Annotated in this window: 20 protein-coding genes and 2 riboswitches; of the genes, 10 read left to right on the top strand and 10 right to left on the bottom strand. The window is 70.3% G+C overall.

Features of this window, described 5'->3' with window-relative positions; genetic code table 11:
• Positions 1–75: 75 nt before the first annotated feature.
• Genes HHX30_RS33010 through HHX30_RS33025 form a run of 4 tightly spaced genes read left to right on the top strand, consistent with a single transcriptional unit; the run spans position 76 to position 2,404 of the window.
• Entirely contained in the window at positions 76–1,092 is a 1,017-nt protein-coding gene (locus HHX30_RS33010; RefSeq protein ID WP_311922967.1) for a LacI family DNA-binding transcriptional regulator, read from the top strand.
• 60 nt (positions 1,093–1,152) lie between these two features.
• Positions 1,153–1,539: a hypothetical protein gene (locus HHX30_RS33015; protein ID WP_169987023.1), complete on the top strand. Its 387-nt coding sequence runs from the start codon at positions 1,153–1,155 to the stop codon at positions 1,537–1,539.
• Positions 1,536–2,003, top strand: coding sequence for a MerR family transcriptional regulator (locus HHX30_RS33020; RefSeq protein WP_311922968.1), 468 nt, complete (start codon positions 1,536–1,538; stop codon positions 2,001–2,003). Before HHX30_RS33015 ends, HHX30_RS33020 begins: the two co-directional genes overlap by 4 nt.
• Positions 2,000–2,404, top strand: coding sequence for a hypothetical protein (locus tag HHX30_RS33025; RefSeq protein WP_169987025.1), 405 nt, complete (start codon positions 2,000–2,002; stop codon positions 2,402–2,404). The genes HHX30_RS33020 and HHX30_RS33025 overlap by 4 nt, the downstream gene beginning before the upstream one ends.
• Positions 2,405–2,507: 103 nt before the next feature.
• Here HHX30_RS33025 and HHX30_RS33030 read toward each other — a convergent pair whose 3' ends face one another.
• Both HHX30_RS33030 and HHX30_RS33035 read right to left on the bottom strand, forming a co-directional pair.
• A complete protein-coding gene (locus tag HHX30_RS33030; RefSeq protein WP_169987027.1) occupies positions 2,508–3,263 on the bottom strand; it encodes a neutral zinc metallopeptidase in 756 nt (251 codons plus the stop codon).
• A 126-nt stretch (positions 3,264–3,389) separates the two neighbouring features.
• Positions 3,390–3,920, bottom strand: a complete 531-nt coding sequence (locus tag HHX30_RS33035; RefSeq protein ID WP_169987029.1) for a hypothetical protein — start codon at positions 3,918–3,920, stop codon at positions 3,390–3,392.
• 570 nt (positions 3,921–4,490) lie between these two features.
• Here HHX30_RS33035 and HHX30_RS33040 point away from each other — a divergent pair.
• Positions 4,491–4,997 carry a hypothetical protein gene (locus HHX30_RS33040; protein ID WP_169987031.1) on the top strand — a complete coding sequence of 169 codons (507 nt, stop codon included), beginning with the start codon at positions 4,491–4,493 and terminating at the stop codon, positions 4,995–4,997.
• On the opposite strand, the gene HHX30_RS33045 is transcribed toward HHX30_RS33040, so the two are convergent.
• The 3 genes from HHX30_RS33045 to HHX30_RS33055 all read right to left on the bottom strand — a co-directional run bounded on the left by HHX30_RS33045 (position 4,973) and on the right by HHX30_RS33055 (position 6,637).
• Positions 4,973–5,461: a hypothetical protein gene (locus tag HHX30_RS33045; RefSeq protein ID WP_169987033.1), complete on the bottom strand. Its 489-nt coding sequence runs from the start codon at positions 5,459–5,461 to the stop codon at positions 4,973–4,975. The two genes, HHX30_RS33040 and HHX30_RS33045, sit on opposite strands and share 25 nt — an antisense overlap.
• Before the next feature lie 202 nt (positions 5,462–5,663).
• Positions 5,664–5,867, bottom strand: coding sequence for a cold-shock protein (locus tag HHX30_RS33050; RefSeq protein ID WP_169987035.1), 204 nt, complete (start codon positions 5,865–5,867; stop codon positions 5,664–5,666).
• Between the two features lie 572 nt (positions 5,868–6,439).
• A complete protein-coding gene (locus HHX30_RS33055) occupies positions 6,440–6,637 on the bottom strand; it encodes a hypothetical protein (protein ID WP_211592938.1) in 198 nt (65 codons plus the stop codon).
• A gap of 675 nt (positions 6,638–7,312) precedes the next feature.
• On the opposite strand from HHX30_RS33055, the gene HHX30_RS42955 reads away from it, so the two are divergent.
• Positions 7,313–9,478 (top strand): vWA domain-containing protein, encoded by a 2,166-nt coding sequence (locus HHX30_RS42955; RefSeq protein WP_169987039.1) that lies wholly within the window; start codon positions 7,313–7,315, stop codon positions 9,476–9,478.
• A gap of 2 nt (positions 9,479–9,480) precedes the next feature.
• On the opposite strand, the gene HHX30_RS33065 is transcribed toward HHX30_RS42955, so the two are convergent.
• The 4 genes from HHX30_RS33065 to HHX30_RS33080 form a co-directional block, all read right to left on the bottom strand.
• The gene (locus HHX30_RS33065; protein ID WP_169987041.1) at positions 9,481–10,215 is read right to left on the bottom strand and encodes an HAD-IA family hydrolase; all 735 of its coding nucleotides are present in this window, start codon (positions 10,213–10,215) and stop codon (positions 9,481–9,483) included.
• Between the two features lie 8 nt (positions 10,216–10,223).
• Positions 10,224–11,537, bottom strand: a complete 1,314-nt coding sequence (locus tag HHX30_RS33070) for a vanadium-dependent haloperoxidase (RefSeq protein WP_169987043.1) — start codon at positions 11,535–11,537, stop codon at positions 10,224–10,226.
• A gap of 336 nt (positions 11,538–11,873) precedes the next feature.
• Positions 11,874–12,077, bottom strand: a complete 204-nt coding sequence (locus HHX30_RS33075; RefSeq protein WP_169987045.1) for a hypothetical protein — start codon at positions 12,075–12,077, stop codon at positions 11,874–11,876.
• A 274-nt stretch (positions 12,078–12,351) separates the two neighbouring features.
• Entirely contained in the window at positions 12,352–12,750 is a 399-nt protein-coding gene (locus tag HHX30_RS33080) for an ACT domain-containing protein (protein WP_169987047.1), read from the bottom strand.
• A 189-nt stretch (positions 12,751–12,939) separates the two neighbouring features.
• Positions 12,940–13,058, bottom strand: a riboswitch (SAM riboswitch).
• An 80-nt stretch (positions 13,059–13,138) separates the two neighbouring features.
• A riboswitch (SAM riboswitch) is annotated at positions 13,139–13,247 on the top strand.
• Between the two features lie 47 nt (positions 13,248–13,294).
• On the opposite strand from HHX30_RS33080, the gene HHX30_RS33085 reads away from it, so the two are divergent.
• Both HHX30_RS33085 and HHX30_RS33090 read left to right on the top strand, forming a co-directional pair.
• Positions 13,295–14,233 (top strand): DUF3293 domain-containing protein, encoded by a 939-nt coding sequence (locus HHX30_RS33085; RefSeq protein WP_169987049.1) that lies wholly within the window; start codon positions 13,295–13,297, stop codon positions 14,231–14,233.
• A gap of 99 nt (positions 14,234–14,332) precedes the next feature.
• Positions 14,333–18,304: a tetratricopeptide repeat protein gene (locus HHX30_RS33090; protein ID WP_169987051.1), complete on the top strand. Its 3,972-nt coding sequence runs from the start codon at positions 14,333–14,335 to the stop codon at positions 18,302–18,304.
• Between the two features lie 129 nt (positions 18,305–18,433).
• Here the strand turns inward: HHX30_RS33090 and HHX30_RS33095 are convergent, their stop codons facing one another.
• Positions 18,434–19,456, bottom strand: a complete 1,023-nt coding sequence (locus tag HHX30_RS33095; protein WP_169987053.1) for a glycoside hydrolase family 11 protein — start codon at positions 19,454–19,456, stop codon at positions 18,434–18,436.
• 768 nt (positions 19,457–20,224) lie between these two features.
• On the opposite strand from HHX30_RS33095, the gene HHX30_RS33100 reads away from it, so the two are divergent.
• Both HHX30_RS33100 and HHX30_RS33105 read left to right on the top strand, forming a co-directional pair.
• Positions 20,225–21,667, top strand: a complete 1,443-nt coding sequence (locus tag HHX30_RS33100; RefSeq protein ID WP_169987055.1) for an RICIN domain-containing protein — start codon at positions 20,225–20,227, stop codon at positions 21,665–21,667.
• A gap of 257 nt (positions 21,668–21,924) precedes the next feature.
• Positions 21,925–22,357 (top strand): arabinofuranosidase catalytic domain-containing protein (locus tag HHX30_RS33105; protein ID WP_211592939.1); only part of this gene is annotated, 433 nt, incomplete at its 3' end.

The following is a 22,357-nucleotide window of genomic DNA, read 5'->3' on the forward strand; positions in this document are numbered from 1 at the left end:
ACACGGGCCCACCGACATCGGAACGGTCCGGCGATACAGTGGTCTGAGGCAACGCCATCGGAAAGTGGAGGAAACGTGGGAAAACTGGAGCGTCACGCCACGATCGCCGACGTCGCGGCACTGGCCGGGGTGTCGGTGGGCACGGCCTCCAAAGCGCTCAACGGACGCGGATCACTGCGGGAGGAGACCCGCATGCGCGTCCGGGAGGCCGCACGGCAGCTCAGTTTCGAGGCGAACGCCGGCGCCCGCAGCCTGCACTCGGGGCGCACCTACACCGTCGGCATGATCACGACGGACACGATCGGCCGGTTCAGCATCCCCGTCCTGATCGGCGCGGAGGACGCGCTGGGCGCCGGGGAGATGTCGGTCTTCCTCTGCGACGGGCGGGACGACCCGATCCGCGAGCAGTACTACGTCAGGACGCTCCTCAGCCGCCGGGTCGACGGGATCATCGTGACCGGCCGGCGGACCGAGGCACGCGCGCCGATCGCCGCGGACCTGCCCGTGCCCGTGGTGTACGCGTTCATCAGTTCGGCCGACCCCGGCGACTGCTCGGTCGTCCCGGACGAGGCGGGCGGCGCCCGCAAGGCGGTCGAGCACCTGCTGGCCGTCGGCCGCACCCGGATCGCGCACGTCACCGGGCCGGAGCATCACAACTCCGCCCGGGTCCGCGCCGCGGCGGCGCGGGAGCGGCTGGCGGAGGACGGGCTCGAACCGGCCGCGCCCCCGCTGTTCGGCGGCTGGAGCGAGGCGTGGGGTCGCCAGGCCGTCGGCATCCTGCTGGCGGGGCGGGCGGAGTTCGACGCGGTCTTCTGCGGCAGCGACCAGATCGCCCGAGGCGTGTGCGACGCGCTGCGCGCCGCGGGCCGCCGGGTGCCGCAGGACGTCGCCCTCGTCGGCTTCGACAACTGGGACGTCATGACCGAGGGCTGCCAGCCGCCGCTGACGAGCGTGGACATGAACCTCGAGGGGCTGGGCCGAGCGGCGGCCGAGATGCTCCTAGCCGCCATCAACGGCACCCCCTCCCCCGGCCGGCACGCCCTGCCCTGCCACCTCGTCGTCCGCGAGTCGAGCGCGGTCCCGCTTCCGTGAACGGGGCGGCCTGAGGCGGGGGTTGCATCCTGTACCCAGGTACAGGCTTACCGTCGATGCATGACCCGAGACATCGTCATCGACCAGGGATGGGTGCCGTCCGCGTGCACGCTGCCCACCGCCGAGCAGCCACTACGGCTGGCCGAGTTCGACGCGTTGTTCGCCGAGGTGGTCCAGGCGGTCCGGCGCGAAGAGCGTGAGCGGCTGCGACTGGAACTCGTCTTCACCCCGGAGCACGCCGCGCGGGCGGCCGAGCTGACCGCGCGGGAGAACGGCTGCTGCTCCTTCTTCACCTTCACCCTGACCGTCGCCGGCGGCGGCCTCACGCTGGACGTGGCGGTCCCGCCCGAGCATGTCGCGGTGCTGGACGCGCTGCAGGCCCGCGCCGAGCCCGCTTGCGAGGGCGGCCGCGCCGGTGCGCCCGCCGTAGTGAGGCGGCCGGCGTGAAACAGGACCTCGTGCTGCGGGGCCCGGGCGATTCGTACCTGCGCAGCGGGCAGGTGGCCGAGCAGTCCGGGGTCAACATCCAGACCCTGCGCTACTACGAACGCAGAGGCCTGATCGCCGAACCGGCACGCAGCCCCGGCGGCCACCGCGCCTATCCGCCCGAGACCGTCACCCTGCTGACGGTGATCAAAGCCGCGCAGCGGCTCGGCTTCACTCTGGAGGAAGTGGCCGAACTGCTCGACACCGGCAGGCGTGGCCACCCCACCCCGGATCTGCGGGCCCGCGCCCAGGCGAAGATCGCCGAGGTGGACGCGAAGATCGCCGATCTGACCACGATCCGCCACGCGCTGACCCAGGTCGTCACCGCCGGATGCGACAGCCTGACCCACTGCACCTGCCCCGACTGCCCGCTGCCCTTCGCCGACCTGGCCGAAGGCCGCCCCCCAAGGAGAGCTGAACGGTGAGCACCCACGACGACCACCACCGTACGCAGGTCGCGGTCCCGACCTCGGGCTCTTCGACGCAGCCCGCGAGGCGTGCGGCGGAGCCGGTCGCGGTGTCGCTCACCGCCACCGCTCACGCGTCGAAGGACCGCCCCTCCGACGACGGCGAGCCGCCGCGGCGCAGCAAGGTCGCCGCCGCGCTGGCGGTGCTGGCGTGCGCGGCCTGCTGCGCACTGCCGGTGCTGATCGGTGCCGGACTGCTGACCAGCGCGGGCGCGGCGCTGGCCGAGCAGGCGCTGCCGGCCGTGGCCGGACTGCTGCTGGCCGCCGCCGCGAGCATGTGGTGGCTGCACCGCCGCAAGACCACCCGCAACGGCAGCGCGGGGTGCGGCCCGTCCGGCTGCGGATGCGGCGGCGGCTGACCGTGTGATCACGCGGTCGTGCCCCTCCTGCCCGCCACGCGTTCCAGGCCGCCACCCGGGGGCGGCATCCTGCAGCGCTCCGGACGCCGTGGGGATGGAGCCGTCAGGCCACCTTGGCGGACGGCGCGGTCCACGTGTTGCAGGCGCCGGGGTCGCCGGTCGCGAAGCCCTGACCTGCCCAGTAGGTGATCGACTTCCTGCTCCCGGTGTTCTTGCCCGCCCACTCACGCATATAGGAGAGCATGTCGTCCCAGTCCTCCCGGCCACGGTGCAGGGACTTCCAGACACTCGCGACGAAGGCGCTCGCGATGCACAAGTTCTGCAGGTTGTGTCGCCGGTACCGCTCAGCCGATTCCGCCTTGTTGCTGCGAGGAAGCACGTCCAGGCCGTGGGTGATGCCGGCCAGGTTCTGAACGTGCTCCCCGTAAAGCGAGGTCGTCAGGAAGAACAGGAACAGGTCGCCGGCACCAAGGAGGTCCTCGTCCAGCACGATCTCCATCACGTGGGAGGAGTCACAGTAGTAGCCGCCCCAGTCGTTCCACTTCGCCCCACAGAATTTCACCGGCGCCTTGGTGGCGTACACGACCTTGGGCGTGGACCACTTCAGTCCCGCTGCCTTGAATTCCCCCGTCCAGGTCCGGTTGAGGCAGGCGAGGACTCCGTTGAGGTAACTTCTCGCCGATTTCGGATCGAGCTTCTTGACGGGCTTTTCCGGACAGGTGGTGACGGGCAGGGCTCCTGCCTTGTACAGCGCGTTCTGCGTCAGCTTCTTGCTCTTCACAGGGCGGGCCTCGGCGGAAGCGGCCGGGACGAGCACCACGGCCACGGCGGAGGCGAGCGCGATCATGGTCTGTTTCACGGGCGACGAGACTACAGGCCACGCAAGGCCGAAAGCAGACCAATTCACGACATTTCCTGAATCACGCTGTGGCCTGCCAGGGCGCTCATGCCCATACTCGTCTCCGGCCGTTCCGCGTGCCGCCTTTCAGGCGTGAGGAGAGGACTGGGACACGGGCGGACGGTCCTGGGCGAGATACCCGGGCAGATTGGCGTCACGACTCCCCGTCAGCGGCGCCAGCTCATCCCGCAGGAGCGCGGCGTCCTGCGCCGGGAGCCGGAGCAGCGCCCGGCGCAGCATGATGCTCCACGCCGCCGGATTGGGGAACGCGTCGAGCCGCGCGACGAACGGCCGCAGCTCCACGCCGCTCCCCCACGGCGCCAGCCGGTCAATTCGCAGACCGCACCCGCTCGGGAAGTCACGACCGGCGATGTGCACCGGCTCGTCGAAGCGCCGGACCTCGGTGGTCACCACCGCCCGCCCGATGATCCGGCCCCTGTCCCTGGTCGGATTGCGGTACGCGCCGCGCGTGGTGTAGATCAGCAGCTCGTCACCCGGTCGTACCTGCCCGATCTCGGTTCGCGAGGTCGGCGGGAAGGCCATCCGCTGCTCGCGCAGCACCCAGGCGATGGCCTGGCGGTCACCCAGAATCAGCAGGTACGACGAGGGCTCCTTCACGATCCACAACGCTAGCGGGTCAGGCGACGGCGGCGCTCCAGCCGAAATGTCCGAGGCGGTGCCGCGCGACCTCCACCTCTTCGGGCGTGAGCAGCGCCGCGAACCCGTCCGACACGGCGGGTTAGCGCAGCAGTTTGCGGGCGGTCGCGAGGCTGCCGTGCTCGGCCGGCATGCCACCTCGGGGTCCAGCTCCAGCACGACCGGCTTGCCCTGGCCCGGCTGCAGCCCATCGGGCCAGTACGCCTCGGCCATCGCGAGCGCCCTGCCGGTGGCCGGATCCGCGATCTCGGCATCCAGCGTCGGCTCGGGTGCGGCAGTCAGGTCGTGCGCGGTTCCGCCGCCCACCGGGAGGCACGGTCGGGTGCACTGCGACGTTGCGCCCGACGGCAGCCTCTACAAACCAGACTCCACATGGTCCGCGAGGCCCGGTCGACGAACGAAGCGAACCCGTGATCGTGTGGTCAAGGCCCACTTGGTTGAAAAGAGCTTCCACCGGAGGGAAGGAAACCACCTCAGGCCACGCCGGCCACCCTTGGCGCGCACGTGACTACTCCATGTAACCTCCTGGCCATGACAACGATCAATCGGGGGACGCTCCTGGAGCTGGTCCGCAACCGCCCCCTGCTCGCGGCGGAGCTCCTCGGGGACGCTCTGGCCGCCGGCGACGAAGAGGCGGCCGATGGAGGAACCCTCCTGCGGCGATTCCCCCGGCCGGAACTCACCAGCGCGGACGAGCCCGCCCTGGCCGCCCGCTACCGCGAGATCGTGGCCGACGCGCGCCGGGCCCGTGCGCACCAGGCGGAAGCCGTGTTCGAGGGGTTGATCGCGTTCCTGCGTGCCCGCATCGCCGAGGATCTGAACCAGGTGGACAGGTCCGCGGACGCCGGGAAGCCCGACTCGCACAAAGCGGAGCGGGACCTGACCGCGAAGCGGGACCGCGTGGACTTCCTGGAGTCCGTACTCGTGGGCGAGCTCTACCTGGCGCTCGAGGAACACGCCCAGGCGGAACACCTGCTGAAGCTGGAGGCATCGGCGTACAACTGGCACAGCGGCTACCAGGACAAATGGCGGCCGTGACGCACGGCGGATCTCTCCGTTCCGTCCACCGTCCGGGCGAGCGTGAGCAGTGAGCGCATGCCGACCGAGGTCCTCGCGTCACCCCCCGGGCCGCCGAGGCGGACCGCGGCGATGACGACGTCATCGGCCCGAGACCACAGGTTGGTTGTGACCATCTCGGCGAGCAGCACATACTGGATGGAATGAAACCAGCCAGCGGCGCGTCCCGCCGTCACCTGCCCACAAGTCCCTTCAAGCCCCCGCCTCCTGCCCCACCTGTCGAGCAGTTCAGTGTGAACGACCAGGTCACCCATGATCGGTACGGTCTCGGTGTGGTCGTGGATGTAGAGGATGGGGTTGCTGTGATCGTCGATTTCCGATCGCAGCAGGAACGAATCACGACCCCGTACAAAAAGCTGCACAAGCTCTGAGACAGCTGCGCCGTAGGGAAGCGCGTCGCGCGAGTACGACTCCGCCGGCGGCATGCCGGCGGGCGTCCACGCACCGGCGCCCTCCCTCGCGGCCAGGATTGAATCTCTATCCGCCCTCGCGGGAAGCTCACCTGCCCAGAATGAGCAGCGGTGCTTGCAGGATCGACGAGGTGCGGCACGAGGGAGCGTCTGCCCGGACATGAGTCGGGGCCCGCGCTCGTCGAGCGCGGACCCCGAATCAGATGCGGGCCTGGGTTCAGGCGGGCACGATGTTCTCGGCCTGGGGGCCCTTCTGGCCCTGGGTGATGTCGAACGACACCTTCTGGCCCTCCTGCAGCTCACGGTATCCGCGGGCGGCGATGTTCGAGTAGTGGGCGAAGACGTCGGGGCCGCCACCCTCCTGCTCGATGAAGCCGAAGCCCTTTTCCGAGTTGAACCACTTCACGGTTCCGATAGCCATAATGAATCTCCTTTATCAGGGACCGAACCGAAATCCGCACCGCGCGGATCCCGCGTCGCCGGATGAGGCCCCCTCCGGAGATGGCCGGGAAAACAAAAATGCGCCTGAAGGTCACATACCGTCAGGCGCACACAAGTTTCATGGGTACCACAACTGCAACGCCATGTACGCTACCACACCCCTGGGGTGATGCGTGCAGAAGTTTGTCCCTTCCGGCGGCGGGCGGCTCAGGATGCCGGACAGCGGTGCGACTCCGCCGCGCGGTAGCGCTCGGTCAGCCACTCTAGCGCCTCCCCCACCGAGCCCGGGGAGACGTCGATGCGGTTGCGGGGCTTGAGTTGAGCAGCCACTCGCACGTACGCATCGGCGGCAGCGGCGAGGCCAGGAACGGCCCGGGATCACCGGAGGGCGGGGGCGGGCCGCGTTCGGCCTCGTTGCGGCGGTCGTCGCCGACTCCCGTCCAGAAGTAGCAGTGCGGATGCATGAGAACCCTCGGACGTGGTCGTTACAGTGGGGTGCGGTCCCTGCCTGCTATCACCGGGCAGGGGCCGCACCCCGCCTCGACGAGGCGGCTACAGGTTGGCGGTCATACCGGCCGCGCGAAGCTCGTCGCCCGTGAAGCGGAGCGTTCCGGCGTCCGGCCACTCGTACGCCTCCTCGTGACGCCACCATCCGGCCGTCCAGGACACGAGCGGCACGTCGTGACGAGCGAGGGCGCGGCGGCGGAAATGGTAGACGCGGCCGCAGCGGACCGGTTCGTAGGAGGTCATCTGGCAGACGCCGGAGTGGGCGACGACCCGGCCGCGTCCGAGGCACTCCCAATCCACCACAACTTGGTGCGGCCGGATGCGGCGACCGGTTGAACCTGCCAGGCCTCTGCAGCCGGAAATGCGTGGTGTCTGTTTGGGCGCCCACGGCTGAGGACGCCGCGATTGCGCCTCGCCGAGGTGCCGGAGTCATGACCGGAAGCCGGCGTATCCGTCGGATCCGACCGATGCCGAATGGACTGGGGAGCTGTCGGTCGACTCTGCGGCGATGCTCATAACCGCGATTCAGACGGTCCAGAGGACGGGAAACGGCCGCTCTTTTCTCAGCGGAAAACGGCCGATCACGCATTTCATCGGGCGTATCTGAAAAAGATTCACTACTCACAGGCACCTCTCACCGGCAAGGGGTGGCCGACTGTGGCCAGTCGGGAACTTGCTGTAAGTGGCCTATTTACATCTATTCAATGACCAGTCACCATATGACCGTGGCCACACCCCCTCGCTGATCAGCGGCTGCACCGAAAAGGTCACCGAGGTCGTCAACAAATGCAATTTGGTAACCGATTGCGCCGGCACGCGAGGAGAGGACGTCCCGGGTTGGCGCAATCATAGAAATTCTGCACGGCCAGCAATCCCGAATTCGTTGTGGCATAACGCCACACCAGAAGGAATGACACCGTGAGAACGACGCGAAAATTACGGGCCGCCGTGTGCGTGGTGGTGGCCGGTGCGATGCTGGTGGCCGGGGTGGGGACGGCGTCCGCCGCGCCCGGGGTCACACCGGCGAGCGTGACTCTGGAACTGGCTCCGGGCGACTCGACGACGATCGCCAAGACCGTGTCCACACCGGCGATCCCTCCCAAGCCGGATATCACGGTCCTGATCGACACAACAGGGAGCATGGGCGGGGTCATCTCGAACGTGCGGACCAACGCGAACACGATCTTGTCCAACGTCGCTTCGGCGCAGCCGGACGCCCAGTTCGCGGTCGCCGAGTACAGGGACATGGGGGACGCGACGCCGTTCCGGGTGGCGCAGAACCTCACCGCCAACCAGACCGACGTCACCAACGGTCTCAACTCGCTGGTCGCGTCGGGCGGCGGCGACTTCCCCGAGGACGGCATCAACGGTCTGTTCCAGGTCGCGTCCGGGGCGGTCGGCTTCCGGCCGAACAGCTCCCGGATCGTGTTGCTGATCGGGGACGCCCCCAGCCATGACCCCAGCAACGGCCATACGCTGGCCAATGCGATCAGCGCCCTGCAGGCGGCCGACATCACCGTGCTCGCGTTCGACCTGTCCGGGCTGAACTCAACCGGGCAGGCGGCCGCGATCACCGATGCCACGGATGGACAGCTGTTCTCCGGCCTCAACGCCTCGGAGGTCAGCGACACCATCCTGGCGGCCCTGCACAACCTGCCGGTCACGGTCACCCACCAGCTGCGCGACTGCGATCCGAACCTGTCGGTGTCCCTGACCCCGGGCAGCCGTACGGTGACCAGCGGCGATGACGCCACCTTCACCGAGACCGTCTCCGTCGGCGCCGGAGCCACACCGGGAAGCACCTTTACCTGCAAGGTGGACTTCCTGCTCAACGGCGTCCTGTCACCAGGTTTCACTGAAACGATCACCGAACACGTTCCGAAGGTGACCCCGTCGATCGCCACAACGCCGTCGGGCCAGGTGCCCGCGGGCGGGAACGTCTCGGATACGGCGACCCTGTCCGGTGGGTTCCATCCGACGGGCACCGTCACGTTCGAGCTGTTCGGGCCTGGTGACACCGACTGTGCGACGCCCATCGAGACGCGTACCGGGACGGTGTCGGGCAGCGGCACCGCCGCGTCCGGGAACATCGCCGCGGGCGGGGTGGGTACCTACCGGTGGGTGGCCTCCTACAGCGGCGATGACGCCAACAACCCGGTCACCTCCGAGTGCGGCGATGAAGAGGTCGTGGTCGTCAAGGCCACCCCGGGCATCGCCACCACCCCATCGGGGTCCGTACCGGCCGGTGGCGCCGTGTCCGACACCGCCACCATCTCCGGCGGGTTCCACCCCACCGGTACCGTGACGTTCAAGCTGTACGCCCCCGGCGACACCGACTGCACTACGCCGATCGCCACCCGCACCGACGACCTGTCCGGCAGCGGCACCGCCGCATCCGGCAACGTGACCATCGGCGCGGCCGGCACCTACCGGTGGACCGCCACCTACGGCGGCGACGCCAACAACAACTCCGTCACCTCACCGTGCAGCGACGAACAAGTCACCGTCACGCCGCAGCGGCTGACCGGACGGGCCTACGGCCTGACCGCCAGCGCCGCCCTGGCCGGCATCCAACTGGTCAACATCGCCCGCACCCCCGACACCGGCCCCATCTCCACCACTTCGACCGGCGCCACCTCGGTGCCCTGCACCGCCACCCTCAGCGGACTGATCAGCGCGCACGCCCTGTGCGCCAAGGTCGCCACCACTGAGTTCCCCGGCAAGTCCGTGGCCACCGCCTCCATCGACGACACCACCATCGGAATCACCGGCATCCCGGTGATCACCGTCGGGGCCATCAAATCCAGCTCCACCACCACCTGCGACGGCTCCACCGGAACCACCACGATCGCCTCTCTCAAGGTCGGCAACACGGTGGTCATCGCAGAACCCACCAATGTCCAACCGAACACCACGGTCAACGTCGGTGTCGTCAAGCTCGTCCTCAACGAGCAGATTCCATTCACCACGCCCGACAACGGCCTGACCGTCAACGCGGTCCACGTCACCGTCGACGCCCTCGGGCTGGCCAAGACCAACGTCGTCCTGGCCTCCGCCGAAAGCGACATCGGCAACTGCCCGTGACCTTAATGAATCACCACCAAGGCCGGGCGGATCGCCGTAGCTCCGCCCGGCCCCGGCCGCGCTTCAGGCGGGTTGAGTCCGTGCAGTCGGGTCCACTTCTCGCCTGTGGCAAATGCCAGGATGTCGTCCGCAGCGTCCCGCAGGTTCCTGAAATGACGATGCGCACCATCGACGGCGACGGGCACGTTGACGTTCCACACGGTCATCCCGGCCCGGAGGCCGGCCTGTACGCCGGAAGGAGCGTCCTCCACGGCAAGGCACTGCCCTGGGGTGGCGCCGACCCGCTCGGCGGCAAGCAGATAGGGGCCGGGAGAGGGCTTGCCCTGCTCGACCGCCGCCGCGTCCACGATGACCTCGGGTACGGGCAACCCTGTGCGGGCGAAGCGCCCACAAATCCGGTGGGCGTAGTTCGACGTCACCAGCGCCCACGAGCCCGGCGGCAGGGCATGCAGCAACGCCGACGCGCCATCGAAAGCCGTGTAGACGCCGGACCGCACGTCCTCGTCCTCCAGTTCGTGCAGCGCGGCCAGGCAAGCACGCGGATCCCGGTCCGGCGCGACGAGAGCGAAGGTCTCCACCGGCCGGGTCCGCTGCGCGACGCGATAGACATCCTCGGGATCCAGGCCGAACCGCACCGCCCATGCCGCCCAAACTCGCCGCTGGTTGTGCAGGGCATCGATAAGAGTGCCGTCGACGTCGAAGAAGACGCATCTCCTGGCCGCAGGAGTCTCCCGCATGGTGGGCTCTACCGGCTCCTCGGCCTCTGCTTGAAATAGTGCGTGACCATGTAGGCGGTGACCTGCGCACCGATCTTCGCGCCCTGCACGTCCGCCGTACGGGTGTGGATGCCGCCCCAGACTCGGGCCTCGACGACCTCGGCGAGCGCCTGGGAGAAACCGCGGAAATACCTGGTCGTACCCGAGTCGGCGCTGTAGCCGCTGAAGGGGATGTCATCCCGTCCGAAGAAGTACCTCAGCGCCGACATGCTCGCCGCGGTGAAACAGGTGTGCCCGGACGTGTAGTCGGGGTGCGGCGGCGTGACGAGCAACGGCGTCCACTCGGGGTCGGCGGACGTCTCCGGATTGCCGTCCGTGTCGGCCAGCCGGATCGCGGTGACCGGCCGCCAGAAGTTCCACGCCGCCTTCTCGTTGTAACAGGCGATTGTGGCGTCGGCCTCGGCCAGGTCGACCATCGCGAACATCCGCGCCGTCTGAAGGGTGTTCAGTCGCTGCTGCGTCGCGAGCTGGCGCTTGATCTCCCACTCGGCCAGATGCCGGTCGTGCCACCAGATCGCGGCCTTCGTCTGGTCGGCCGTCCTGACCGTGCTGGTCGCCGAGCCGACCGTCTTGACCTCGTTGAAGTCCCGGGCGTACCGGCGGCTGGTGAGCGCCGGCGGGCCGGACGTACGGAACATGGACGCCCTCGGGATGAGGAACGGCTTGAGGTGACCGACCCAGGCCCCGTCCGAGGCGAACGCGGGCGGCGCCGGCCGCCACTGACCAGGGCGGGTGCCCACGGGCCAGGTCTGGTCGCCGAACGCTCCGTCGTTCCGTCGCGCTGCGATCATCGCATCGGCCGCCTGCGTGCCCACGCTGATTCCACGCTGTTTCGCGGCGCCGTCGGGTATCGCGCCCAGCGACTCATCGTACTGGGCCTTCAATCTCGCCTGCTGGTCGGGAAACAGCGCGTGCAGCACCAGGTAGCCCGCGGTCGCGACGGCCGCGTCCGTCGACTCGGTGCCATCGGCGGCCGGTGCGACCAGGTATGGCTGGTAGGGAGCACCGGCGATCGCGTTCACCGCGTCGTAGACCGCTCCGTGCACCATCGCGAAGCTACGCGCCTGGACCTGCGGCTGCTGACCGGCGATGTCCCAGATCGCGGTCTGAGCGTTCCGGTCCCAGACGATGACGGCGTTGGCGGAGGAGCCCGGATCCCGTGCGTACGCGGGAGATGAGCCCAGCGCGATCGGCGACCCGGCGGCGATGACCCCGGCGACGGCCGCCCAGACGACCGTGGGCCGCAGAGCGGCTGCCCGGCATGCAGCAAATGGGCTGAACATGAACGCAAACTACTATGCCGATAAAAGACGTCACAGCGGCAAAGGCGCCGGAAAACCGATATCGACCCAACCGGAATCAAGTCCGTGACCGTGTTGCGCTTTCATCTTGATCATGCTGGGCGAGGTCACGCCAGCCGGGAACGTCGGCGCTGGGGGCTCCCATCGGTTGCGGCATACCCACGGGACAGAGCTGATCCGGCGGCCTCAGGAAGGTGCCGTAAAAGACCTTTCTGTGTCAGCGAAACCCACGCAGGCTACCTCCGCTCGCGAGCCCTTGGAATCCCGGCCTCTCCAGGAAGGGAAAAGGCCGAGAAGGTACTCCTCTCGCTTAACAGCTCACATGTGTCCGGTGCCGACACAGCCGGGACAGGGCGTCCAGCCGTCGGCTCGGGCCTCCGCTTCGGACATCCGCAGGACGTTGTGCAGGCGGTTGCCCTGGCTTTCGCTGCCGAGCCGGCCGGCCAGCCACATGGGGCATTCCTCGCCGGCGTGGTAACGGTCACTGCCCCTCGTGGTGATCACCTGGGGAAGGTCTGACATCCCTTCGCTCCTTTCGCAGCGCCGGGTGGGCAGGGAGGAGTGTCCCTGCCCCTCACCGATACTGCTGGTCAAGGCAATCGCTCTGGTTCCTGCGGATGCGCCGAGGCGCACTCGAACTATGACCGCTGTCGGGGAGAGCCGCTACCGGTTCAGAACAGGCCGGGCGGGGCGGCTTCGGGGTCCTTGGGGGCGCGGGCGGGCTTGGCCGGTGCTCCGCTACGGGTGCCCATGCTGCGACCGCCTGCAGGGAGGGCGCGGTCCCGCCGGTGAGTCGTCAGGCGGACCGCCGGGCGAGGTCCTCCAGCACCTCGACCGCCTCGCCGACGCGCTCGTACGGCACGAAGAGGTGGTCGTGGTGGAATCCGGCGACGACGTTGCAGCTCAGGCCCGCGGCGGCGAGTGCCTGCGCGAAGGCGGCGGTCAGGCCGACGGCTTCGAGTGCCGAGTGGACGCGCAGCGTGATCCAGCCCGTCACGTAGTCGTACGTCAGTCCTGCCGCGTCGGCGTCCCGCTGCGGCAGGACCAGTGTGAGGCCCTCCTCCTCGGCGACCGTGACGACGGGCCTGACGCCCGGCGGGACGTCGCCGTCGACCGTGGTGAACACGTAGCGGCCAGGGTTGAGCCGCGGGCGCATCGTGGTCAGCAGCGTGGGCAGATCGGTCTCACCGGTCACGCACCGCACCCTACAAGCCTCCTGTCAGCACCCGAGGCAGGCCCGAAGGAGGTCGTCTCCGCGACGGACGGTGAAGCCGAGGGCCGCGAGCACGTCCGCCGCGAACAGACGGCGGCGGTGCCGTAGATGTGCCAGGACGCGGTCATGAGGGTCCTTGTGGTTCCGGACCCCCTTACCCGTGGGCAGGGAGATCCGCGCTTGCCCCTGCCGGGACCGGCAGCGGCCAGGTCTTCCCTGGAGAGCACCTTGCGCGGTGAGGCGAGGTTGCCGGCCGACGAACGTCCAGGGGCGCGATCGGCCTCGTGACCCGGACCGGATGCCGGCACGGCAGTCCGGTTTCTGGCCAGATGTTGACCATCAACGCGTACGTCGTTAATGTCCCGGCCTGGGTCACGAGTTCCAGCGCCAAGCCCCGGCTCGCTGGACGGCATCCCGCCCGCTGCGGGTGCCCCGGGTGACGACCCGCTCCGCGCGTGGCGCGCGGAGAACGGCGGATCACCGGGGCCGGTCGGGCCACCGGGGTCCCAGGCCCCGGAGGTGCGTGATGCCCGTCCCGAACGATCCCTACGCCCTGCGCCGCACCCACTGCCCCGGCTGCGGCGTCTTCTACAACGGCATGAACATCGGGCCGCGCGAGCCTGTCATCGAGGCGTTCCCCGGCGTGTACTACGCTCAGTGCCCGCACTGCAAGCTGCGGTGGCACGTGCACCGGCCCGGCGCCCCCGAGCGCGACCTGGCCGATCTGTTCGTCGCAGAACGCCCGGACGAGCAGCCCGACATCGCCGCCGCCTGGACCGGCGCCGTGCTCCGCCTCACGCTGGACGACCACATCCTGCGGGTGGGCCCCGCGGTCGGCGGGCCGGACACCGACGAGATTCCGCACCCTCTGGGCGAGGTCGCGCACGTGCTGACGGGCTGGAACCCGGGCGGCCTGCCGGGACGCCTGGCCCACAATCTGGACGCGCACAGGCGGCTGCTCGACGACCTGCACGAGCGCGGCCTGCGCCTGCGGACCGACGCCGCATGCCACCATCCGGAGTTCGCCTGGGCCGAGCAGTCGATGGTCGCGGTGGGAGCCCAGGAGAGCCTCGTGCTGGAGGTCGCCCGCCGCTTCGGCCAGCCGGCCGTCCTGCGCTGGACGGCGGGGCTGCTGACCCCGATCGGCACCCATACCGGGGAACCCCTCGCCGACGGCGACCCGGTCGTCGTCACCCGGCTGCCCCGGCGGCCCTGCGTGATGACCGGCGAGGCCCGGGACGAGGTCTGCCGCAACCCGGGAGGGCCGTGGATCAGCAGGTCGAGGGCTGTCGGCACGGACTGGAACGACCGGCGCACCTGCCTTTACACGGCTCTCGGCTGCGACACCTGCCATGGCGCCCGGGCCGCCGGAATCGCGGGCGCGGCCGCCCGCGTCGTGTTCATCCGGCCCAGCGTTCCCAGCCGGTACGGCCTCGCGCGTCGGACGACCGTCACTGGACCGTGACAAAACTCTGTGGACTTGATTCACAGCAGCCACTTAGGGTCGTGATCCCTACCCCTTACATCTCAGTTATCCGGCTTCCTCCCCCCGAAAGACCAGTAGATGGAACTCCTCGACGCCTGCGCCAGGCTCGGCGCTCTGGCTCCCCACCTGCTCGACGCCGAGGTGCGCCGGTCGATCGAGACGCTGGCGGCCCGCGCCCCCGACGTCGAGCCGATCCCCGGCAGCGACGACGCCGAGGAGCTCCTGTACGCGGTGACCGACGAGGTGATTCGCCTCGGCGAGGAGTTCGACCGCCTTGGCCGCGTGGACGACCTGATCCTCGCCCGCCGGATCGTCGTCGAGCTGGTCCGGCCGCAGAGCGAGTCGCGTCTCGCGGACTTCGCCAACGCGCTCGGCATGCTGGCCTGGATACTGGCCGGTCAGGGCCGGCATGCGGAGGCGCTGGAGCTCGCCGAGGAATGCGCCGCCGTGCTCCGGCCCCACGCCGCCGACGACTTCCACCGTCAGGGCATGTACGCGCGGGCCATCCGGGACTGCGGCACCAACCTGGCCGCACTCGGGCGCATCGGCGAGGCGGCCGCCGCGAAGCGGCAGGCTCTCGAGTACTACCAGCACTGCCTGGTGGACAACCCGCGTTTCGCCGTGGACATCCTGCTCACTTGTCACGAGCAGTCCGACCTTCTCCTGCGGTGCGGGGAGCACGCTGAGGTGCTTACGGTCTGCGACACAGGCCTCACCTGCGCACGGACGCTCCTGCCGACGTTGCCGGACGCCGACTGCGGGTTCCAGGTCGCGATGCTGCTGCGCGACCGGGCGAGCGCCTTGCTGTGGCTCGACCGGGTGGACGAGGCCGTGGACGATTGTCTCCAAGCGGTGGCCCGCCTGCGCCGGATCGCCGATGAGCATGTCGGACACCTGACACAGCTCGCCTTGGCCCTGAACCTCGTCTCCGATCCCCTGTCACAGCTCGGTCGTCATGACGAGGCGCTCACGGCGGCGGCGGAGGCCGTGGAGATGGCGGGCCGGCTGGATGACGACCAGCAGATGACCCGGTCGCTGACCCGGTGGACGTACGGCAGGCGGCTGCTGGAGCACGGCCGGCTGACAGAGGCGAAGGACGCCTACCTCGCCGCGGTGCCGGGCAGCGAGGACTTCCGTGAGGGGTTCGCGCCGGAGCTGTACCGGCTGGCGGAGGTCCTCTTCGCCGAGGGCCTGCTCAGCGAGGCGGCGTCCGTCCTGACGGTGGCGGCGCGCCTGTTCAAGCTGCTGGCGGCAGCGGACTCGGACTGGGCCGCCTCATACGCGCGGCTCCTCGGCCGCCTCGCCGAGGTGGACTTCACGTGCGGCCGGCACGAGTCCGCGCTGCGCTGGGCGGAGCGTGCGGTGTCCGCGGCGGAGAAGTCCGGCGACCGCGAGACGATCGCCCTGGCCATGGGCCATCTCGGCAGCAGTCTGGCGGGCGCCGATCGCCACGAGGAGGCCGAGCGGGCGGCCCGCGACGCGCTCGGACGGTGGCAGGAGCTGTGCGAGGAGGACCCCCGCCATCGGCCGAACGTCGCGGGCGCCTGGAACAACCTCGCCAACAAGCTCCGGCCGCTGGGGCTGTATGAGGAGGCCGTGACGGCGGCGCAGCAGGCCGTCGCCCTCTACGAGCGGGCCGACGAGCCGCACGAGCTGGCCAACGCGCTCAACAGCCTCGGCGCGCACCTAGCGCCGCTCGGCTTGGCCGAGCAAGCGCGCGAAGCCGCCCGGCGGTCGGTCGGGATCTACGACCGGCTGGTCGTGGAGGAGCGCAAGCACCTGCGGGAACTGGCAATCGCGCTCGGCAACCTCTCCGGCTACCACGCCGGGCTCGGCGAGCTCGACGAGGCCTGGGCGGCGGCCGACCGCGCCCTGACCATCCGCCACCGGCTGTGGCTCCTGGACCCGGCGGCCGTCGAGCCCGACCTGCTGGCGTCGGCGCGGGCGGCCTCCGACTACGCCACGCGGAGCGGGCGCGCCGAGGAGGCAGCGTACGCGAACGCGATCCGGGTCGAGGTGTTCGAGGCCCGCGAGGAGCCGGGGGTCGAGCTGGCGGAGGCCCTCGCCGACCTGGCCGGTTCGCTGACCGGCACCCCTCGTCTGCGGGAGGCGGCGGAGGCGGCCGAGCGCGGGGCGTCCCTCCTCGCCGCGATGCCCGAGGTGCCGGGGCTGCGCGCCTTCTGCCTGGACCGGCTCGCCTGGTGCCACGCACAGCTCGGCCGTCCCGGCGAGGCCGTACGGCTCGCTCGCCGGGGCGCCGCTCTGCTCGAACCGATCGCCGGAGACGACCACGACCCCCACCTCCCCGAGCTGGGCGTGTTGCTGTGCGACCTCGCCGGCTACCTGCTCGCCTGCGCGCGGCCCGTCGAGGCGCTCGACGCCGCCACGCGGGCGGTCGCCGTACGCGAACGCCTGCACGCGCGCGGCCCCGGGCGGTTCGGGGGCGACCTCGCCGAGGCGCTGCGGCGGCTCGGCGACGCGCTGGCCGCGCTCGGCCGCGGTCAGGCCGCCGACGAGGCCCGGCTGCGCGCCGCCGGCCTGACCGGCCCCGTACGCGACGACGCCCCCGCCGGGGAGACGTACGAGGGCTGCACGGCGGCCGACCTGGCCGGGGAGTACGACCGGCTGGAGGGCACGGCGGAGCATCGGCCCGAGATCTCCCGGGCGCTGAACGCGCTCGCCGGGATCACCGCGGGCCTGGCCGTCGTCCCGGCCGGCGGACCGGACCGGCTGGCGCTCTCGCTGAGCGACCTCGCCGGCGCGCTGTGCCTGCGGGGCCGGCCCGACGACGAGGCCGAGGTGCTGCGGGTCGTCGTGGCCCTTCGGGAGGTGACCCAGGAACCCATGACCGGGGAGCTCGCGCTCAGCGTGGGCAGGCTCGGCTCGGCACTCAACCGCGCCGGCCGGTCCGCCGAGGCGGCGCCCGCGAGCCTGCGCGCGGTGGCGATGCTGGAGGGCCTCGTCGTGGCGGGGCATCCCGGGCTCCGTCACTTCCTGGCGCAGGCGTACGAGGACGCCGGGCACGCGCTGTCCCGTCTGGGCGAGCCGGAGGACGCGGCCGCGCGCCTGCGCCAGGCGGCGGAGACGTACGACGATCTCGCGGCGGAGGATCCCCAGTATCGCGATCTCCTGGCCCGTGCCTCGGGGGCCCTCGGCGAGCTGCTCACCGGTCTCGGCGACCTGGCCGGCGCGTCCGGGGCGTACGAACGGGCCGTGGGGCTCTACCTCGCGCTCCTCGCCGAAGGCCGCACCGCCGTACGCGCGGACCTCCGCAGGGCCCTGACCTCGGCGGCGAGGACCCGCGACCGGGCCGGGGACACGGCCGGGTCGCTGGCGTTCGCCCGGGAGGCGATCGGGCTTCTCGAACAGGCCGTCCTGGTCGACGCCGACGCCAGGCCCGCTCTCGCCGCTCTTCTCGAGGCCGCCGTCGACGGGCTCGCCGAGATCGGCGACGACGAGAACGCGGCCGGTGTGGCCCTGCGCGCCGCCGATGTCGCGCGGCGACTGCCGGAGGAGGAGGGCGCGGCCGCGCGGGCCGGGTGGTGCCTGGTGCTGGCCGGTCTGGCCAGGTGCCGCCTCGGCGAGACCGGGGAGGGGCTCGATCTGCTCCGCCGGGCGGTGGCGCTCCTCGACGCCGCCGGCGGCACCGACGTCCTGCCGGACCTCGGACAGGCCCTGCACATGACGGCCGTGATGTCCTCCGGCGACGAGGCGTACGGCGCCGCCGAGCGGGCCGTCGCCTGCTACCGGCGGCTCGACCGGGAGACGCCGGGGACGTGGCGGCGCGCCCTCGTGCTGACCCTGGTCCTGCTCGCGCGCCGCGCGGCGGAGACGGAGCGCTGGCGGGCCGTCGCGGACGCCGCGGAGGAGACGATTCCCGATCTGCTGGAGAACGCGCCGGACGACGAGCGTGCCCGTGAGGTGTTGCGGGAGCTCCTCGACGACTACCGTACGGCGATCGTCCGCCTGGACATCCCGGACACGCGCCTCGCGTACGCGGAGGCGGCACTGCGCCGCCTCTCCGGGACACCGGTCGCGACCGGGGGCTGACGGTCCGGTGCGCCGTCGGCGGATGTCGTCGCCGATCCGCCTCCGGCCGCGCAGCGAAGTGGCGCGGCGGTCATGGACCGCCGCGCCACGCGTTGGGTGTTGCGGTGTTGCGGTTCTACAGGGCGAGGATCAGCTCGCGCTGCAGGAGACGGACGGCCAGGTGTAGTTGCCGTTGTGCTGGATGGTCACACCGAAGTTGTTACCGCTGCCGTTGGGCCGGGCGACCAGTTGCTGCGCGCTGGGGTAGCTGGCGCTGATGTTCCAGGTGGCGATGACCTTCGCCGGGGACGGGACGTTCATCGTCACGGTCCAGTTGCTGGAGCCGCTGACCGAGACGTTGAGGTTGTAGCGGTCACTCCACGACTGGCCGGCGGACAGCGTCGCGGTGCAGCCACCGCCACCGCCACCGCCACCGCCGCCGCCACCACCGCCGCCGCCACCGCCGCCGCCGCCGCCGGAGGTGCCGCCGACGGTCACGTTGGAGCTTCCGCTGCTCTGGTAGCCCTCGGTGGCGAGGATCTGGTAGTCGTGGCTGCCCAGGTTCATGCCGTAACGGGCCCACGCGTCGAAGTGGTTGCCGGCGGTGATGGTACCGCCGGTCTTCTTCTGCTGCCGGACGCTCCAGTACTGGTTGAAGGTCTTGTTGCCCTCGATGGAGGGGGCGTTGTAGCGGGTGGTCTGGTAGATGTCGTAGGTGCCGCCGTCGGTGGTGACGGTGCCCTTGTAGGTGCCGGTGGGCCGGTAGGTGCCCCAGTTGTCGACGATGTAGTACTCGACGAGAGGGTTCCTCGTCCACCCGTACAGCGTCAGGTAGGCGTTGCCCGACGGGTTGAAGCTGCCGGAGTAGGTCACGGTCCTGCGTCCGCCGGTGCTCCAGCCCTTACCGGCGACGAAGTTGCCGGTGTTGCGCCAGGAGGTGCTGTAGTTGCCGCCGGACCCCAGCTCCATGGACACGGTGCCCTGGCTGTCGGTCCAGAACGAGTAGAAGTACCCGTTGTTGGTGCCCGTCTGGTTCGTGGTCACGGCCGCGTTGGCGATGCCGGGCGACAGAATCGCCACGGCCAGCGCCGCGGCCACGGTGCAGGCTCGGACGACCAGCCGTCTGATGCGGCCGCGTCTGCGGCCTCTCCAGTGCAAGGGGGCATCGATCATGTGCGCGCTTCCTCCTCGAGAAGGCTGACGGGGGGCGGGTGACGTGCGACGAGTCGGCGGGGCCGTCAGTGGGCGGGCCGTGGCCACCGGCACTCACCGTCACACGCAACCGAAAACTATCGGAACATCGGCGAAAGTATCGGACCAGCCTTGTCCAGTTGTCAACGATTCCCGTAATGCCGCGGAAACCTTATGCTGGAGGCAACGCACGTCAGCCCTGTTCGAAGCAGCGGACAACCGGGGACACTCGTCCGGGAAACACCCCGCAACCAGGCCGAAAGCCATTGAAACTTTCAGATGACCGGACGACCGCGGTGGAGCGCGTCGCCCGGCATCCACAGCTCACCGTCGTCCGGCCGCACACCGCGAGCGGGGGACGCCGCCGGCATGCCGGAGCGGCCGCGTCCGCCCCAGGCGGAGCGGGGACGGCGCACGGAGACCGGGGCGGGCTCTGAAAGTTTCAGGGTCGCGCGTCCCCCAGCCGCCTCAGTCGCCGGGAACGTGCCACGCCCGCCGCGCACGCCGTGCAGCAGGGAAAACGCGCCACCAACCGTCGTACGGCGAGCCGCCGTGGCCCCGGCGCCCACCTGTGGCGACGTCGTCCGCACCCCGGCGGCCGGATCGCCCGGCCCGGGGCGTCGGTCTTGACGCACCCCCGTCAAGGGCCAACACTGAGCGCACCACCCCCCCGATACCGACTGTGAGATTTCGGCGTCTTCGCACCTCGGGAGATGTTGTTAACGCTCACAATCGCAGGAGGCACCCCCCATGAACCTCCTTTCGCCCGTACGCCCCGCCGTGGCGGCGGTGGTCGCGATGCTGCTGGCTCTGGGCCTCGGCATCCTCGCCTCCGGTCCGGCCCGTGCGGCGGCGATCGACACGAACGCGTCGTACGTGCTGGTCAACCGCAACAGCGGCAAGGCCCTGGACGTCTACAACATGGCCACCAACGACGGCGCTCCGCTGGTCCAGTGGGCCCGCAACGACGGCGCCTGGCAGCAGTGGCAGTTCGTCGACTCCGGCGGCGGCTACTACCGCCTCAAGTCCCGCCACAGCGGCAAGGTCGTCGACGTCTCCGGCCGCTCCACCGCCGACGGCGCCGACGTCATCCAGTACACCGACAAGAACGCCACCAACCAGCAGTTCCGCGTCGTCGACACCGACAACGGCCACATCAAGCTGATCAACCGCAACAGCGGCAAGGCCCTCGAAGTCTGGGAGTGGTCCACCGCCGACGGCGGCCGCATCTCCCAATACACCGACCTGGGCGGCGCCAACCAGCAGTGGCAGCTCGTCAAGATCGGTGGGGGTACGAGCACACCGCCGCCCTCCTACCCGAACCCCGGTGCGGTGAACGGCGACGTCACCACGCACGACCCGGAGGTGACCAAGAGGCCGGACGGGAGCTACCTGCTCGCCTACACCGGCAACGGCATCCAGCTCAAGACCTCCACCGACCGGACCACCTGGCGCAACGCGGGCGCGGCGTTCCCCGGCGGGGCCTCCTGGGCGCACGGGTACACCAACGGGAGCAACGAGCTGTGGGCGCCGGACATCACCTACGTCAAGGGCAAGTACTACATGTACTACTCGGCCTCGACCTTCGGCTCCAACCACTCGGGCATCTTCCTGGCCACCAGCACGACCGGGGCGTCCGGATCGTGGACCAACCAGGGCCTGGTCATCGAGTCGAACACCTCCGACAACTGGAACGCCATCGACCCCAACCTGGTCGTCGACGACCAGGGCCGCTGGTGGCTCGACTTCGGCTCGTTCTGGTCGGGGATCAAGATGATCCAGCTCGACCCGGCCACCGGCAAGCGGTCGAACAGCACGATCCTCAGCATCTCGGGCCGTAACGGCGGCGCGATCGAGGCGCCGTTCATCTACCGGCACGGCGGCTACTACTACCAGTTCGTCTCCTTCGACCTGTGCTGCAGGGGCGCGTCCAGCACCTACCGCATCATGGTGGGTCGCTCGACCTCGGTCACCGGCCCGTACGTCGACCGGAACGGAACGGCGATGACGTCCGGCGGCGGCACGCAGATCCTGGCCGGCCACGGGAGCATCCACGGCCCCGGTCACCAGGCCGTGCTCGCCGACAGCGACGGAGACGTCCTCTTCTACCACTGGTACGCCGACGACGGGTCCTCGCGCCTCGGCATCAACAAGCTCGGCTGGGACGGCGCGGGCTGGCCCTACGTCTACTGACCCGCGGGACAGGCGATTCCGGCTCCGGCACGCAGTTAAGGCTCGTCCGGAGCCCTCGCCGACTCGTCGGCGTGCCGTTCCGCCCGGTGATCCCGGCCCGCCACCCACGGCACGCCGGCTACGTGCTGCGCGTCGAGACCCCGTCTCCTCCGGTTCGAGCACCTCGGACAGGCAGGACGCCGCCTTCCGTCTCGGCTACTGAGACGGCCCCCGGATTTCCACCACCACCACCATCCAGAAAGGCACGGAGGACCAGCATGATCTCCGACTTACGGCGCCTGAGGAAGGCACTGTTGTCCGCGGGCGCGGCGGTCGCGCTCTCCGCCGGTCTGCTGGCCGGCGTCGCCACGCCGTCGCAGGCCGCCGGGCAGGGTCCGTGTGACATCTACGCCGCGGGCGGCACGCCGTGCGTCGCGGCGCACAGCACGACCCGCGCCCTGTACGGCAACTACAGCGGCCCGCTCTACCAGGTGCGCCGTTCCTCCGACAACGCCACCCGCGACATCGGCGTGCTGAGCGCGGGCGGGGTCGCCGACGCCGCCGCGCAGGACTCGTTCTGCGCCGGCACGACCTGCCTGATCTCCGTCATCTACGACCAGTCCGGCCGTAACAACCGGCTCACCCAGGCTCCTCCCGGCGGGTTCTCCGGTCCGGCGGCGGGCGGGTACGACAACCTCGCGGTCGCGACCG

The sequence above is a fragment of the Microbispora sp. H10836 genome (assembly GCF_012999525.1).
Lineage (GTDB): Bacteria > Actinomycetota > Actinomycetes > Streptosporangiales > Streptosporangiaceae > Microbispora.

Excerpts from the sequence above, each read along its gene's own strand:
- HHX30_RS33015 (WP_169987023.1), top strand. The coding sequence starts at position 1,153 with ATGACCCGAGACATCGTCATCGACCAGGGATGGGTGCCGTCCGCGTGC.
- HHX30_RS33040 (WP_169987031.1), top strand. The coding sequence starts at position 4,491 with ATGACAACGATCAATCGGGGGACGCTCCTGGAGCTGGTCCGCAACCGC.
- HHX30_RS33045 (WP_169987033.1), bottom strand. The coding sequence starts at position 5,461 with ATGCCGCCGGCGGAGTCGTACTCGCGCGACGCGCTTCCCTACGGCGCA.
- HHX30_RS33050 (WP_169987035.1), bottom strand. The coding sequence starts at position 5,867 with ATGGCTATCGGAACCGTGAAGTGGTTCAACTCGGAAAAGGGCTTCGGC.
- HHX30_RS33055 (WP_211592938.1), bottom strand. The coding sequence starts at position 6,637 with ATGACCTCCTACGAACCGGTCCGCTGCGGCCGCGTCTACCATTTCCGC.
- HHX30_RS33065 (WP_169987041.1), bottom strand. The coding sequence starts at position 10,215 with ATGCGGGAGACTCCTGCGGCCAGGAGATGCGTCTTCTTCGACGTCGAC.
- HHX30_RS33070 (WP_169987043.1), bottom strand. The coding sequence starts at position 11,537 with ATGTTCAGCCCATTTGCTGCATGCCGGGCAGCCGCTCTGCGGCCCACG.
- HHX30_RS33075 (WP_169987045.1), bottom strand. The coding sequence starts at position 12,077 with ATGTCAGACCTTCCCCAGGTGATCACCACGAGGGGCAGTGACCGTTAC.
- HHX30_RS33085 (WP_169987049.1), top strand. The coding sequence starts at position 13,295 with ATGCCCGTCCCGAACGATCCCTACGCCCTGCGCCGCACCCACTGCCCC.
- HHX30_RS33090 (WP_169987051.1), top strand. The coding sequence starts at position 14,333 with ATGGAACTCCTCGACGCCTGCGCCAGGCTCGGCGCTCTGGCTCCCCAC.
- HHX30_RS33095 (WP_169987053.1), bottom strand. The coding sequence starts at position 19,456 with ATGATCGATGCCCCCTTGCACTGGAGAGGCCGCAGACGCGGCCGCATC.
- HHX30_RS33100 (WP_169987055.1), top strand. The coding sequence starts at position 20,225 with ATGAACCTCCTTTCGCCCGTACGCCCCGCCGTGGCGGCGGTGGTCGCG.